The organism is Pseudomonas sp. DWP3-1-3b3, assembly GCF_049896305.1.
Classification (GTDB): Bacteria; Pseudomonadota; Gammaproteobacteria; order Pseudomonadales; family Pseudomonadaceae; genus Aquipseudomonas; species Aquipseudomonas azotoformans_A.
In genome coordinates this window covers 221126-235215 of the sequence record NZ_JAFCUA010000003.1, presented here as the reverse complement: position 1 = coordinate 235215, position 14090 = coordinate 221126, and the positions used below count along the sequence as shown (strand labels likewise).

Genomic DNA, 14090 nt, shown 5'->3' with positions numbered 1-14090 from the left:
CAAAGCAGACCCGATTAGCATTTTTTTAACACCATATGCCCCTGCCCGTCGGCCCGAGGATGGCCGCTGCCCCTCAAGCCTGATAAAATCGCGCGCCTTCGCAGACCGTCAACGGCGTGGCCTTTATAAAAGCCCCCGCCCGCTCGGTCGTTACCCCTGAATCCCCCCTAAAGGCCTGGATCATGAGCAAGCAACCCTCCCTGAGCTACAAGGACGCCGGTGTAGACATCGACGCCGGTGAAGCATTGGTCGAACGCATCAAGAGCGTCGCCAAGCGCACTGCGCGCCCCGAAGTCATGGGCGGCCTGGGCGGTTTTGGCGCCCTCTGCGAAATCCCGGCCGGCTACAAGCAGCCTGTACTGGTTTCCGGCACCGACGGTGTGGGCACCAAGCTGCGCCTGGCACTGAACCTGAACAAGCACGACACCATCGGCATCGACCTGGTTGCCATGTGCGTCAACGACCTGGTGGTGTGCGGCGCCGAGCCGCTGTTCTTCCTGGACTACTACGCCACCGGCAAGCTGAACGTGGACACCGCTGCACAAGTGGTCACCGGTATCGGCGCTGGCTGCGAACTGTCGGGTTGCTCCCTGGTCGGCGGCGAAACCGCTGAAATGCCAGGCATGTACGAAGGCGAAGACTACGACCTGGCCGGCTTCTGCGTCGGCGTCGTAGAAAAAGCCGAAATCATCGACGGCTCCAAGGTTGCCGCCGGTGACGCCCTCTTGGCCCTGCCATCCTCCGGCCCGCACTCCAACGGTTACTCGCTGATCCGCAAGATCATCGAAGTGTCCGGCGCCGAGATCGAGAACACCCAACTCGATGGCAAGCCGCTGACCGATCTGCTGATGGCCCCGACCCGCATCTACGTCAAGCCTCTGCTCAAGCTGATCAAGGACACTGGCGCCGTCAAGGCCATGGCCCACATCACCGGTGGCGGCCTGCTGGACAACATCCCGCGCGTCCTGCCAAAAGGCGCCCAGGCCATCGTCGACGTGGCCAGCTGGCAGCGCCCTGCGGTATTCGACTGGCTGCAAGAGAAAGGCAACGTCGACGAAACCGAGATGCACCGCGTGCTGAACTGCGGCGTGGGCATGGTCATCTGCGTGGCGCAAGAGCACGTTGAAACCGCGCTGAACGTACTGCGTGAAGCCGGCGAGCAGCCTTGGGTCATCGGCCAGATCGCCACTGCTCCAGAAGGCGCAGCCCAGGTCGAACTGAAGAACCTCAAGGCTCACTGATGCCTCAGACCTGTGATGTCGTGGTGCTGCTCTCCGGCACCGGCAGTAACTTGCAGGCCCTGATCGACAGCACGCGCACCGGCGACAGCCCGGTGCGTATCGCTGCGGTGATCTCCAACCGCAGCGACGCCTACGGCCTGCAACGCGCCAGGGATGCGGGTATCGATACCCGCTCGCTGGATCACAAGGCTTTCGAAGGTCGCGAGGCCTTCGACAGCGCCTTGATCGAACTGATCGACGCCTTCAACCCCAAACTCGTTGTACTCGCCGGCTTCATGCGCATCCTCAGCGCTGATTTCGTGCGACATTACGAAGGGCGCCTGCTCAATATCCACCCTTCCCTGCTGCCCAAATACAAGGGCATGCACACGCACCAGCGTGCCCTCGATGCCGGCGACAGCGAGCATGGCTGCAGCGTGCACTTTGTCACCGAGGAACTCGATGGCGGGCCTCTGGTCGTACAGGCAGTGGTTCCGGTAGAGTCTGACGACTCGGCGCAGACGCTTGCGCAACGGGTTCACACCCAGGAACACAGGATTTACCCGCTGGCGGTTCGCTGGTTTGCCGAGGGGCGGTTGATTCTTGGTGACCAGGGTGCATTATTGGACGGTCAGTTACTCGCGGCCAGCGGCCACTTGATTCGAACCTAGGAGATTTTATGCGTCGCGCCTTGCTCTTCGCTTTTGCGCTGTTCGCCTTGCCAGCCGTGCAAGCAGCAGACCTTCACCCTTTCTCCGTAAGCTACACCGCCGACTGGAAACAGCTGCCCATGAGTGGTTCGGCTGAACGCAGCCTGGCCAAGAATGGCGACGGCACCTGGACCTTAAATTTCAAGGCTTCCATGATGATCGCCAGCCTCACCGAAACCAGCGTGATCCAATTCGACAAGGACACCCTGCAACCGAAGAGCTACACCTTCGAGCGCGGTGGCCTGGGCAAGGCGAAGAAGATCAACCTGGACTTCGACCAGACCGCCAAGAAAGTCACCGGCTTTGAAAACAAGGACGCGGTCAACGTGCCCCTGCAAAGCGGCATGCTCGACAAGTCGACCTACCAGTTGGCCCTGCAGCGCGATGTGGCGGCCGGCAAGAAGAGCATGAGCTACAACGTGGTGGAAGGCACTGACGTCGACACCTACGACTTCCGCGTGATCGGCCCGGAAAAGGTCCAGACCAAGGTAGGCTCCATCGACGCGATCAAGGTCGAGCGCGTGCGTGACCCGACTCAGAGCAAGCGCATCACCCAGATGTGGTTTGCCAAGGACCAGGGCGGCATCCTGGTTGCCTTGCGTCAGGTGGAAACCGACGGCAAGGAATACAACATCATGCTGCAGGACGGTACTGTTGACGGTAAGGCTGTCAAAGGTAGCTGATCGGTAGCGGGAACAAAGAGCCTCGCGAATGCGGGGCTTTTTTTCGTCTGGAGGTTTTGTGTTGAAGCGTCTACCGCTATCGCAGGCAAGCCAGCTCCCACATTTGGAATGCATTTCAAAATGTGGGAGCTGGCTTGCCTGCGATAGCGGCGGTCCAGTCAATACGCGGCTGAAGCCTTACGCCAACATGAAACTTTTGTCATAAAACTCAGCGCTCTGCGGCGCAATGTCTCGGTTTACGCGGCCTGCAGCACTGTTGCATTTGCTGCAATGAATTGTTGCGCGAAAAGTCGGTTTACTTAGCAAGCTAACAAATCATATAACAAAGGCCTGCGACGACTTGCCGCAGATCCACCAGAGATTGGAGCAAGCAGATGACTGTAAAAGTAACTGAACGCGACGACGAACATATGTCCCACGAAGCACTGGGCCATGGGATTCACATCTGGGATGTACACCAACAAGACCTGTTGGTCGGCATGTTTCACAACGAGAGCGACGCTCATAATTATAAAAACGAGCTTGAGTCGCTTGAGATGAAACGTCAGGCAGAAAGCTCCTGAGTATTCGCAAGGCTCAGGTACAAGGCCCACGCAGCCTGGATACCTGAAAACACAAAACCCGCCTCTTGAGCGGGTTTTGCATTTATGGGGCCGCTTCGCAGCCCAACGCGAGCAAGCTCGCTCGCCACAATGTTGTTTCTACAGCCTTACCACATCAGATCATCCGGGATCTGGTACGCCGCGTACGGGTCATCCTCGTCCGGCACCTGGCTTTCCGTCAGGATATTGAGCTGCACGATACGCTCCGGTGCTCGCTCCTGGATCTTCAGCGCCGCTTCGCGCGGGATTACCTCGTAGCTGCCGCCGTGATGCACGATAGCCAGGGAGCCGTTGCTCAGCTTGTTGCGCATCAGCGTGTTGACCGACAGGCGCTTGACCTTCTTGTCATCCACGAAGTTGTAGTAGTCCTCGGTGGTCAGCTTGGGCAGGCGCGACGTCTCGATCAGTTGCTTGACCTGGGCGGTACGGGCCTTGGCCTCGGCTTTTTCCTGCTGCTGGCGGTTCAGCTCCTGGTCGCGCTTGACCTTCTCGGCGTGCGCCTCGGCCGCCAGGCGGGCCTGGGTGTCATCCGCCTCGATCTGGCCTTTGTGGACCAGGCGCTGCTGCTTCTGTTTCTCTTTGCCGACCTGCTTGGCCTGCTTTTGGTTGACCAGACCTGCTTTGAGCAACTGGTCGCGAAGGGAAAGGCTCATGGTGCTTACTCACTTAGGCAACTGCTCAACCGCAGCTGGACACATTCTTTTCCTGACGTTTGGCTTCGCCCCACAGGGCGTCCATCGTTTCGAGGGTGCAATCTTCTATGGATTGGTGCGTATCGCGCAATGCCTGTTCGATAAATCGGAAGCGTCGTTCGAACTTGGCATTGGCGCCACGCAGCGCGGTTTCCGGGTCGACCTTGAGGTGACGGGCCAGGTTGACCGCCGCGAACAACAGGTCACCGACCTCATCGGCAATCGCCGCAGAATCGTTGTCGGCCATGGCTTCGAGCACTTCATCCAGCTCTTCGCGCACGTTATCCACCACCGGCAGGGCCGACGGCCAGTCGAAGCCGACCTGGCTGGCGCGCTTCTGCAATTTGGCGGCGCGGGACAGGGACGGCAGCGCCGTGGGCACGTCATCCAGTAGGGAGAGTTGCTCCGGCGCGTCGGATTTTTCCGCACGCTCCTCGGCCTTGATCTGTTCCCAGCGTTCCTTGACCTGCTCTTCACTGAGCTGCGGGATATCCAGCGGTGCATACAGATCGCCCGTGGGGAACACGTGGGGATGACGACGGATCAGCTTGCGCGTGATGCTGTCGATCACCCCGGCGAATTCGAAGCGCCCTTCTTCCCGCGCCAGTTGGCTGTAATACACCACCTGGAACAACAGGTCGCCCAACTCGCCTTGCAGGTGATCGAAGTCGCCGCGCTCGATGGCGTCGGCCACTTCGTAGGCTTCTTCCAGGGTGTGCGGGACGATGGTCGCGTAGGTTTGCTTGATGTCCCACGGGCACCCGTATTGCGGGTCCCGCAGGCGGTTCATCAGGTGCAGCAGGTCTTCAAGCGAATACATCATGGTGTACGGTTACGCCGCGTCTCGATGATATTCGGCAACTGGGAAATCCGCCCCAGCAACCGCCCCAGTGCGTCCAGCCCCGGAATCTCGATGGTCAGGGACATCAACGCAGTGTTGTCCTCTTTGTTCGAGCGGGTGTTGACCGCCAGCACGTTGATCCGCTCATTGAGCAATACTTGCGACACATCCCGCAGCAAGCCGGAACGGTCGTATGCACGAATAATGATGTCCACCGGGTAGGTGAGCACCGGCACCGGGCCCCAGCTGACCTGGATGATCCGCTCCGGCTCACGCCCGCCCAGTTGCAGCACCGAGGCGCAGTCCTGGCGGTGAATGCTCACGCCACGGCCCTGGGTGATATAGCCGACGATGGCGTCACCCGGCAACGGCTGGCAGCAGCCGGCGATTTGGGTCATCAGGTTGCCCACGCCCTGGATCTGGATATCGCCGCGTTTGCCGGGCTTGTAGCCGGTGGCCTTGCGTGGGATCAGTTCTAGCTGTTCGCTGCCGCGTTCCGGCTCGACCAGTTGTTGCGCCAGGTTGACTAGTTGGGCCAGGCGCAAATCGCCAGCACCGAGGGCGGCGAACATGTCTTCGGCAATCTTCATGTTGGCTTTTTCGGCCAACTTGTCGAAGTCCACCTGAGGCAGACCGAGGCGCCCCAGTTCGCGCTCAAGCAAGGTTTTACCGGCGGCGACGTTCTGGTCGCGCGCCTGCAATTTGAACCAGTGGACGATCTTCGCCCGTGCCCGCGACGTGGTGATGTAGCCCAGGTTCGGGTTCAGCCAGTCGCGGCTCGGTGTGCCGTGCTTGCTGGTGATGATCTCGACCTGTTCACCGGTCTGCAGGCTGTAGTTGAGCGGCACGATGCGCCCATTGATCTTGGCGCCCCGGCAGTTGTGGCCGATCTCGGTGTGCACGCGGTAGGCGAAGTCCAGCGGCGTGGCGCCCTTGGGCAAATCGATGGCGTGGCCGTCCGGGGTGAAGATGTAGACCCGGTCCGGCTCGATATCCACGCGCAGCTGTTCGGCCAGGCCGCCGATGTCGCCGAGCTCTTCGTGCCATTCCAGCACTTGGCGCAGCCAGGAGATTTTCTCTTCGTACTGGTTGGAACCGGCCTTGACGTCGGTGCCCTTGTAGCGCCAGTGCGCACACACGCCCAGCTCGGCCTCTTCGTGCATGGCGTGGGTTCGGATCTGCACTTCCAGCACCTTGCCCTCGGGGCCGATCACCGCGGTGTGCAGCGAGCGATAGCCGTTCTCCTTGGGGTTGGCGATGTAGTCGTCAAACTCCTTGGGAATGTGCCGCCACAGCGTGTGGACGATGCCGAGCGCGGTGTAGCAGTCGCGCATTTCCGGCACCAGCACGCGCACCGCACGCACGTCATAGATCTGACTGAACGCCAGGCCCTTGCGCTGCATTTTGCGCCAGATGGAATAGATGTGCTTGGCGCGGCCGCTGATGTCGGCTTCGACGCCGGTAGCCTGCAACTCGGAACGCAACTGGTTCATCACGTCGGCGATGAAGCGCTCACGGTCCAGCCGCCGCTCGTGCAGCAGCGTGGCAATCTGTTTGTATTGATCGGGTTCGAGGTAGCGGAAGGACAAGTCCTCCAGCTCCCACTTGATATGGCCGATACCCAGGCGGTGGGCCAGCGGCGCATAGATATCGAAGACTTCGCGGGCGACGCGGTTACGTTTTTCGTCGTCGGCGGTCTTCACCGCACGGATCGCGCAGGTGCGCTCGGCCAGCTTGATCAGGGCGACACGCACGTCGTCGACCATCGCCACCAGCATCTTGCGCAGGTTCTCGACCTGGCCCTGGGTGCCCAGCACCATGGACTGACGTGGGCTGAGGCTGGCGCTGATCGCGGCCATACGCAGCACGCCGTCGATCAACTTGGCCACCACGGCGCCGAAACGCTGGCTGACGGTGGGCAACTGAATATGCCCTTCACGCACGCCGCGATACAGAACGGCGGCAATCAATGAATCCTGGTCCAGCTTGAGATCGGCGAGGATCTCGGCGATTTCCAACCCGGTGCGAAAGCTCGAAGTGCCTTCGGCCCACAGGTTCTTGGCCGCATTGTCTTGCTGCTCAGACTCGCGAGCGAACTCGCAGGCTGCTTTCAAGGCTTCACGGTCCAGTGCCGGGTCGACACTGATGGCATGATCCAGCCATGCCTCGAGATTGATACTGCCGTCGGTGTTGATCGGCTGGTGTGCTCTCACCTGTACCATCTTGCTTACCTTCCCTACGACGCACCTTCGATGCGCCAGAATTCATCGCCGACCTTCTACTGCTCCCTGGCAGATCACAGGCCCTGGAGACGACAGGCCGGTCGGATTAAACGGGCATCCTAGCCCGCTTCAAATAACGCCATGGCCTCGACATGCGCGGTTTGCGGAAACATGTCGAGGATCCCGGCACGTTTTAGCCGGTAGCCTTGCTTGACCAACTCAACCGTGTCCCGCGCCAGCGTGGCCGGGTTGCAGGACACATAAACCAGACGCTTGGCTCCCAGGGTCGCGAGCTTGCGCACAACCTCCAGGGCACCATCACGGGGTGGGTCCAAGAGTACCGCAGAAAAGCCCTGTTTGGCCCATTCCGCGTCAGTCAAAGGCTGGGACAAATCGGCCTGAAAAAACTGGGCATTATGCAAATCGTTGCTGTCGGCGTTGACGGCCGCGCGGTCCACCATGGTCTGCACGCCTTCCACCGCCACCACTTCACGCACTTGGCGCGCCAGTGGCAGGGCGAAGTTGCCCAGGCCGCAAAACAGGTCCAGCACCCGTTCGTCGGGTTGTGGCGCCAGCCATTCCAGGGCCTGCGCGACCATCGCTTCGTTGACCCCGGCGTTGACCTGCACAAAGTCGCCAGGTCGGTAGGCCAGCTCCAGATCCCACTGTTCCAATCGAAAACCCAAGACCGAATCGACTTCGACCGGCTCAGGTTGACCCTCGCCATGCAGCCACAATTGAGCTTCATGGAAGGCACAAAATTCTTTCAACACCTGCAGGTCCGCTTCCGACAGCGGCGCCATGTGCCGCAGCAACACGGCGATGGACGTACCGCTGAACAACTCCACGTGCCCCAGGGCCTGCGGTTTGCTCAGGCGACGCAGCATGTTCGGCAGGCGCTGCATGATCGGTTGCAAGGCCTGTACCAGCACCGGGCAATCGTCGATGGCAACAATGTCCTGGCTGGCCACGGCGCGAAAACCCACTTCCAGCTGTTTGGCCTTGGCATCCCAGCGCACGGCCACGCGGGCGCGGCGACGGTAACCGAATTCCGGACCGCTCAAAGGCGCAGCCCACTCTTGCGGTTCGACACCCGCCACGCGGGACAGTTGCTCGGCGAGCATGCGCTGTTTCAGGGCAAGCTGTTCGGTATGGGGCAAGTGCTGCACGCTGCAACCGCCGCAGCGACCGACATGGGCGCACGGCGCCGGGCGGCGCAATTCGCTGGCCTTGAACACGCGCTCGGTGCGCGCCTCGACAATCTTGCCGTGGGCGCCCAACACTCGCGCTTCGACTTCTTCGCCGGCCAGCGCGCCGTTCACAAACCAGGTACGGCCTTCAAAGAACACGATGCCACGGCCGTCGTTGGCCAGGCGCTCGATGGTCAGGCGCTGTTTCTTGCCTACAGGAATCTGCGGGGCCCGGCTGCCGCCCGTCGGTTGGAAGCGCAGGCCTCTCTCGTGCTTGGCCATCAGTTGGGTTCGTCGAAGATGCCGGTCGACAGGTAGCGGTCGCCTCGGTCACAGATGATCGCAACGATCACCGCGTTTTCCACTTCTTTAGACAAACGCAACATGCCGGCCACCGCGCCACCGGACGACACGCCGCAGAAGATACCTTCTTCACGGGCCAGGCGGCGGGTGGTGTCTTCGGCTTCGCGCTGGGCCATGTCGATGATGCGGTCTACGCGGGTCGCATTGTAGATCTTCGGCAGATACTCTTCGGGCCAGCGGCGGATACCGGGAATGGCCGAGCCTTCCATCGGTTGCAGGCCGACGATCTGGATCGCCGGGTTCTGCTCCTTCAGGTAGCGCGAGTTGCCCATGATGGTGCCGGTGGTGCCCATGGAGCTGACGAAATGGGTGATGGTGCCCCCCGTCTGGCGCCAGATTTCCGGGCCGGTGGTGGTGTAGTGCGCCTCGGGGTTGTCGCCGTTGGCGAACTGGTCCAGCACCAGGCCACGGCCTTCGGCGGCCATGCGCTCGGCCAGGTCCCGTGCACCTTCCATGCCTTCTTCCTGGGTGACCAGGATCAGCTGGGCGCCGTAGGCGGTCATTGCCGCCTTGCGTTCGGCGCTGCCGTTGTCGGGCATGATCAGGATCATCTTGTAACCCTTGATCGCGGCGGCCATGGCCAGGGCGATCCCGGTGTTACCCGAGGTGGCTTCGATCAGGGTGTCGCCGGGCTTGATCTGCCCGCGCAGCTCGGCGCGGGTGATCATCGACAACGCCGGGCGGTCCTTCACGGAGCCGGCCGGATTGTTCCCTTCGAGCTTGAGCAACAGGGTATTGCTGGTTTCACCCGCCATGCGTTGCAAGCGGACCAGGGGCGTGTTGCCGACGCAATCGGCGATTGTAGGGTACTGCAAGGTCATGGCGTATTCGCAATCCAGACTGCGGGGGCGAACATCATACCGGGAAAGGCCGGCGGGCCATATCACGCAAAGTGCGGTGCTTATGGCTTAAAGGAATAAGACGCCGAATGTTTACCGTTCGCCATGGTTGCGGTTGAACACATCAAGCCCCATCGCCGCAATCTGGCCATCGATCAACGCATCGAAGGGTTTGAGCAAGGCTTCGAACGAAGCGGGCGACTCCAAGACCTCCAGCGCCTGCACAATCGCTTCCACTGTCGACAGCGCGCCGGGGCCAGGTGCCTTGCGCAGCCGATAGCGGGACACTGCGCCTTCGGCCAATGCCACCCTGGGTAGCGCTGCCAACAACGGATTGAGGTGCAAGAGTTTGCGCGCCTTGCGCCAAGTGCCGTCAGGGACCACCAGCAACAGCGGTTGATCTTCTGGCGCATAGGCTTTAAGTGGCTGGGTGTCGTCAGCCGGAAACAGCAGCCGTGCCTGGTAACCGGGCACGTTCAACAACGTCGGCAAGTCTTCAAACACCTCCCCTACTACCAACTGCGCATTGTTCAACCCCAACGCCGCCAACCGTGCGGTATTCAGCGCATGGTTGACCTCGCTCGGGTGCTGCAACAGCAACACGCGGGTCCGGCTGTCGAGGTTGGGGATCAGCGCGCACAGGCAGTGGGCGACAGGCCTGAGGCAACGGGAACATTGGGGTCTGGACATGATTTATCAGGCCTGGTTGAGCTGGGCTTTGAGCAAGTCGCGGAAGGTCTGGATCAGCGGTTCGCGGCTGCGACCTCGACGCATGATCATCGAGAAGGGTGCCTGGTAGCCGAAGGTCGCCGGCAGCAAGACGCGCAAATCGCCCTTGTCGGCCCAGGCCTGGGCGTAGTGTTCGGGCAAATAACCGATGTAGGCGCCGGACAGTACCAAGATCAACTGCGCCTCCATACTCTCCACGGTGGCTGCGCTGTGTTTGAAGCCGTGCCTTGCCAATTCGGCCTGGCTCCAGTAGCCGCGACCGACCATGCGTTGCTGCGTGATCACCTGCTCGGGAATGCGCCGTTCATTGAACAAAGGATGCCGCGTGCTGCAATACAACCAGTGCTGCTCGCGGTACAGCGGCATGTAGATCAGCCCGCTCATGCGGTTGGAAAACGCGCCGATGGCCAAGTCCAGGCGGTTGTCCTGCACGCCCAGTTGCAGTTCATAAGGGCTCATCACCGACAGATGCAAGTGCACCGCCGGGTGTTCCAGGCTGTAGGCGCCGATCACTTCGGCGAAGGGTAACGCTTTGTCGCTGACCGTGGAGTCCAGTACACCCAGCTTCAGCGTGCCGCGCAATTCGCCCTTCAACGCGGCGGCGTATTGCTCGAAGCCTTCCAGCTCGCCCAGCAGACGCAAGGTCTCTTGATGAAACAATTCGCCTTTGCTGGTGAGGCTGAAACCACCCCGCCCGCGATGACACAGCACCAGGCCCAACGCCGCTTCCAGCTGGCTCATGTACGTACTGATGGCCGAGGTGGACAGGTTGAGTTCGTGCTGGGCGTTGGCGAACCCCTGGTGCCGCACGACGCTGACGAAGATGCGCAGGAGTTTCAGGTCGGGCAAGGCGTTGGCCATGGTCGGCTCCGGGTGTGGGTCGTTGCAGTCTACCTGTGCGCATTAGTTTAGAAAAATCTGAACTAAGTATTTGCCCCTGCCGATTCTTTCGTTTCCACGTATTTCGCAGAATCGGCCCTTAACAAACAAAACAACGATGAGGCACTCCCGTGGACAAGATTTTCCACCAACCACTGGGCGGCAACGAAATGCCGCGCTTTGCCGGCATCGCCACCATGATGCGTCTTCCCCACCTGCAAACGGCCAAGGGCCTGGATGCCGCCTTTGTCGGCGTGCCGCTGGACATCGGCACATCGCTGCGCGCCGGCACCCGCTTCGGGCCGCGTGAAATCCGCGCCGAATCCGTGATGATCCGCCCGTACAACATGGCCACCGGCGCCGCACCGTTCGATTCGCTGTCGGTGGCCGACATCGGCGACGTGGCGATCAACACCTTCAACCTGCTCGACGCCGTGCGCATCATCGAAGAAGCCTACGACGAGATCCTCGAACACGACGTGATCCCGATGACCCTGGGCGGTGACCACACCATCACCCTGCCGATCCTGCGGGCGATCCATAAGAAACACGGCAAGGTCGGGCTGGTGCACATCGATGCCCACGCTGACGTCAACGACCATATGTTCGGCGAGAAAATCGCCCACGGCACCACCTTCCGCCGCGCGGTAGAAGAGGGTTTGCTCGATTGCGACCGCGTGGTGCAGATCGGCCTGCGCGCCCAGGGCTACACCGCCGAAGACTTCAACTGGAGCCGCAAACAGGGCTTCCGCGTGGTCCAGGCCGAAGAATGCTGGCACCACTCCCTCGCGCCCTTGATGGCCGAAGTGCGTGAAAAAGTCGGCGGCGGTCCGGTGTACCTGAGCTTTGACATCGACGGCATCGACCCGGCCTGGGCGCCGGGCACTGGCACCCCGGAAATCGGCGGGCTGACCACCATCCAGGCCATCGAGATCATCCGTGGCTGCCAGGGTCTCGACCTGATTGGTTGCGACCTGGTAGAAGTTTCGCCGCCCTACGACACTACCGGCAACACTTCGCTGCTGGGTGCCAACCTGCTGTACGAGATGCTCTGCGTACTGCCTGGCGTGGCACATCGCTGATGAGCGCCCAAAAAGTACAGCAAGCCGCCGCCGACCTGGTGGCGGCCTTCGCCCGCAATGACCGCGCCGCCTACTTCGGCGCGTTCACGGCGGACGCCAGCTTCGTGTTCTACACCCTGCCCCAGCCACTGCTCAGTCGCGATGCCTACCAGGCGTTGTGGGACAGCTGGCGCCGGGACGAGGGGTTCGAGGTGCTGTCCTGCGCCTCGAGCAACGCCTTTGTCAGCCTGCAAGGTGACGTGGCGATTTTCATGCATGACGTGGCCACCGAGCTGCGCATGAACGGGGAGCAATTTTTTAGCCAGGAACGCGAGACCATTGTCTTCAAACGGCAAGAATCTCGCACAGAACAAAAACAAGGCCTGTGGCTGGCCTGTCACGAACATTTGTCCGCTATGCCGGAAGGGCTGCCGCCCCCTTAGCCAATGTGATCGGAGCAGATCATGAATAATAAAAACAACGATAAAAGTATTCGCAAGATAGAAACCAGCGGGGTCGAGCAGATCCCGGACCACGAACGTACCGCTGGCCCCAAGGATCTGTTCCGACTGATCTTCGGCGGCGCCAATACCTTTGCCACCGCCGTGCTGGGTTCTTTTCCCGTGCTGTTCGGCCTGTCGTTCCAGGCCGGTGTCTGGGCGATTCTGCTGGGCGTGCTGGTGGGTGCGCTGATCCTGGCGCCCATGGGCCTGTTCGGGCCGATCAATGGCACCAACAACGCCGTGTCTTCCGGTGCGCACTTTGGCGTGCACGGGCGGATTGTCGGCTCGTTTCTATCGCTGCTGACGGCGATTGCCTTCTTCTCATTGTCGGTGTGGAGTTCAGGTGATGCGCTGGTGGGTGGTGCGAAACGTCTGATTGGCTTGCCGGAAACCGACCTGAGCCTGGGCCTGGCCTACGGCGTGTTCGCGATTCTGGTACTGACCGTGTGCATCTACGGCTTTCGCTTCATGCTGTGGGTCAATCGCATTGCGGTATGGGCGGCGAGCCTGCTGTTCCTGCTGGGGATCTTCGCGTTTGCGCCGGCCTTCGACAGCCACTTCGCCGGCACCGTGGCCCTGGGCCAGACCGGCTTCTGGGCGGCCTTTATCGGCGCCGCGCTGGTGGCCATGAGCAATCCGATTTCGTTCGGCGCGTTCCTGGGTGACTGGTCGCGTTACATCCCGCGTGAGACGCCGAAAATACGCATCATGCTGGCAGTGGTCGTGGCGCAAATCGCCACCTTGATCCCCTTCCTGTTCGGCCTGGCCACCGCGACCATCGTGGCGATCAAGGCACCGGACTATATTGCGGCCAACAACTATGTCGGCGGTTTGCTGGCCGTGGCGCCGAGCTGGTTCTTCCTGCCGGTGTGCCTGATCGCGGTGATCGGCGGCATGTCCACCGGCACGACGTCGCTGTACGGCACCGGGTTGGACATGTCCAGCGTATTCCCGCGCCTGCTGTCGCGGGTCAAGGCCACGTTGCTGATTGGGGTGATGTCGATTGCCTTCATCTTTATCGGACGTTTCGCCGCCAACCTGGTGCAAAGCGTGTCGACCTTCGCCGTGCTGATCATCACCTGCACCACGCCGTGGATGGTGATGATGATCATCGGCCTGATCGTGCGTCGCGGCTTCTATTGCCCGGATGACCTGCAGGTGTTCACGCGTGGTGAAACCGGCGGCCGCTACTGGTTCAGCCATGGCTGGAACTGGCGCGGGCTGGGGGCCTGGATCCCGAGTGCGCTGGTGGGCCTGTGCTTCGTCAACCTGCCGGGGCAGTTTGTCGGGCCGCTGGGCAATCTGGCGGATGGCATTGATATCAGCCTGCCGGTGACGCTGGGGCTGGCCTCGGTGGTGTACCTGACCTTGCTTCGTGTGTTCCCGGAACCGGCGGCTGTTTATGGGCCGGCCGTTGTGGCGAGGGAGCTTGCTCCCGCTGGGCTGCGTAGCGGCCCCAAAAAAGCCGGCTCCAGCTTCGCTGTCGAACGGGAGCAAGCTCCCTCGCCACAACAAGCGTCCTCACCACAGCAAGCCTCTTCATCACAATAAAAAGA

Annotated in this window: 14 protein-coding genes; 7 read left to right on the top strand and 7 right to left on the bottom strand. The window is 61.3% G+C overall.

Annotated elements, in window-relative coordinates:
• Nucleotides 1–182: 182 nt before the first annotated feature.
• The 4 genes from purM (at nt 183) to ACP7BX_RS11055 (ending at nt 3176) form a co-directional block, all read left to right on the top strand.
• Nucleotides 183–1241: a phosphoribosylformylglycinamidine cyclo-ligase gene (gene purM / locus ACP7BX_RS11070; RefSeq protein WP_010208661.1), complete on the top strand. Its 1059-nt coding sequence runs from the start codon at nt 183–185 to the stop codon at nt 1239–1241.
• On the top strand, nt 1241–1891 hold the full coding sequence (gene purN, locus ACP7BX_RS11065) for a phosphoribosylglycinamide formyltransferase (RefSeq protein WP_010208659.1): 651 nt from the start codon (nt 1241–1243) through the stop codon (nt 1889–1891). The genes purM and purN overlap by 1 nt, the downstream gene beginning before the upstream one ends.
• 8 nt (nt 1892–1899) lie before the next feature.
• Nucleotides 1900–2613 (top strand): DUF3108 domain-containing protein, encoded by a 714-nt coding sequence (locus tag ACP7BX_RS11060; RefSeq protein WP_033900686.1) that lies wholly within the window; start codon nt 1900–1902, stop codon nt 2611–2613.
• 374 nt (nt 2614–2987) lie between these two features.
• Nucleotides 2988–3176, top strand: a complete 189-nt coding sequence (locus ACP7BX_RS11055; protein WP_033900685.1) for a hypothetical protein — start codon at nt 2988–2990, stop codon at nt 3174–3176.
• A gap of 146 nt (nt 3177–3322) precedes the next feature.
• On the opposite strand, the gene ACP7BX_RS11050 is transcribed toward ACP7BX_RS11055, so the two are convergent.
• From ACP7BX_RS11050 to ACP7BX_RS11020, 7 genes are all read right to left on the bottom strand, one after another.
• On the bottom strand, nt 3323–3868 hold the full coding sequence (locus tag ACP7BX_RS11050; protein WP_016976511.1) for a DUF2058 domain-containing protein: 546 nt from the start codon (nt 3866–3868) through the stop codon (nt 3323–3325).
• 25 nt (nt 3869–3893) lie between these two features.
• Nucleotides 3894–4727: a nucleoside triphosphate pyrophosphohydrolase gene (mazG, locus tag ACP7BX_RS11045; protein WP_177059454.1), complete on the bottom strand. Its 834-nt coding sequence runs from the start codon at nt 4725–4727 to the stop codon at nt 3894–3896.
• A complete protein-coding gene (gene relA / locus ACP7BX_RS11040; protein WP_033900680.1) occupies nt 4727–6970 on the bottom strand; it encodes a GTP diphosphokinase in 2244 nt (747 codons plus the stop codon). Before relA ends, mazG begins: the two co-directional genes overlap by 1 nt.
• Nucleotides 6971–7089: 119 nt before the next feature.
• Nucleotides 7090–8442 (bottom strand): 23S rRNA (uracil(1939)-C(5))-methyltransferase RlmD, encoded by a 1353-nt coding sequence (gene rlmD / locus ACP7BX_RS11035; RefSeq protein ID WP_426126446.1) that lies wholly within the window; start codon nt 8440–8442, stop codon nt 7090–7092.
• On the bottom strand, nt 8442–9344 hold the full coding sequence (gene cysM, locus ACP7BX_RS11030) for a cysteine synthase CysM (RefSeq protein ID WP_038847688.1): 903 nt from the start codon (nt 9342–9344) through the stop codon (nt 8442–8444). The genes rlmD and cysM overlap by 1 nt, the downstream gene beginning before the upstream one ends.
• Nucleotides 9345–9455: 111 nt before the next feature.
• Nucleotides 9456–10052 carry a tRNA-uridine aminocarboxypropyltransferase gene (locus ACP7BX_RS11025; protein WP_426126443.1) on the bottom strand — a complete coding sequence of 199 codons (597 nt, stop codon included), beginning with the start codon at nt 10050–10052 and terminating at the stop codon, nt 9456–9458.
• Between the two features lie 6 nt (nt 10053–10058).
• Complete coding sequence (locus ACP7BX_RS11020) at nt 10059–10952, bottom strand: LysR family transcriptional regulator (protein ID WP_028617381.1); 894 nt, start codon at nt 10950–10952, stop codon at nt 10059–10061.
• A gap of 149 nt (nt 10953–11101) precedes the next feature.
• Between ACP7BX_RS11020 and speB the strand changes: the two genes are divergently transcribed.
• Genes speB through ACP7BX_RS11005 form a run of 3 tightly spaced genes read left to right on the top strand, consistent with a single transcriptional unit; the run spans nt 11102 to nt 14085 of the window.
• Complete coding sequence (gene speB, locus ACP7BX_RS11015) at nt 11102–12052, top strand: agmatinase (protein WP_016976505.1); 951 nt, start codon at nt 11102–11104, stop codon at nt 12050–12052.
• Nucleotides 12052–12474 (top strand): YybH family protein, encoded by a 423-nt coding sequence (locus tag ACP7BX_RS11010; protein WP_426126441.1) that lies wholly within the window; start codon nt 12052–12054, stop codon nt 12472–12474. The genes speB and ACP7BX_RS11010 overlap by 1 nt, the downstream gene beginning before the upstream one ends.
• A gap of 21 nt (nt 12475–12495) precedes the next feature.
• The gene (locus ACP7BX_RS11005; RefSeq protein WP_426126439.1) at nt 12496–14085 is read left to right on the top strand and encodes a purine-cytosine permease family protein; all 1590 of its coding nucleotides are present in this window, start codon (nt 12496–12498) and stop codon (nt 14083–14085) included.
• Nucleotides 14086–14090: the final 5 nt, after the last annotated feature.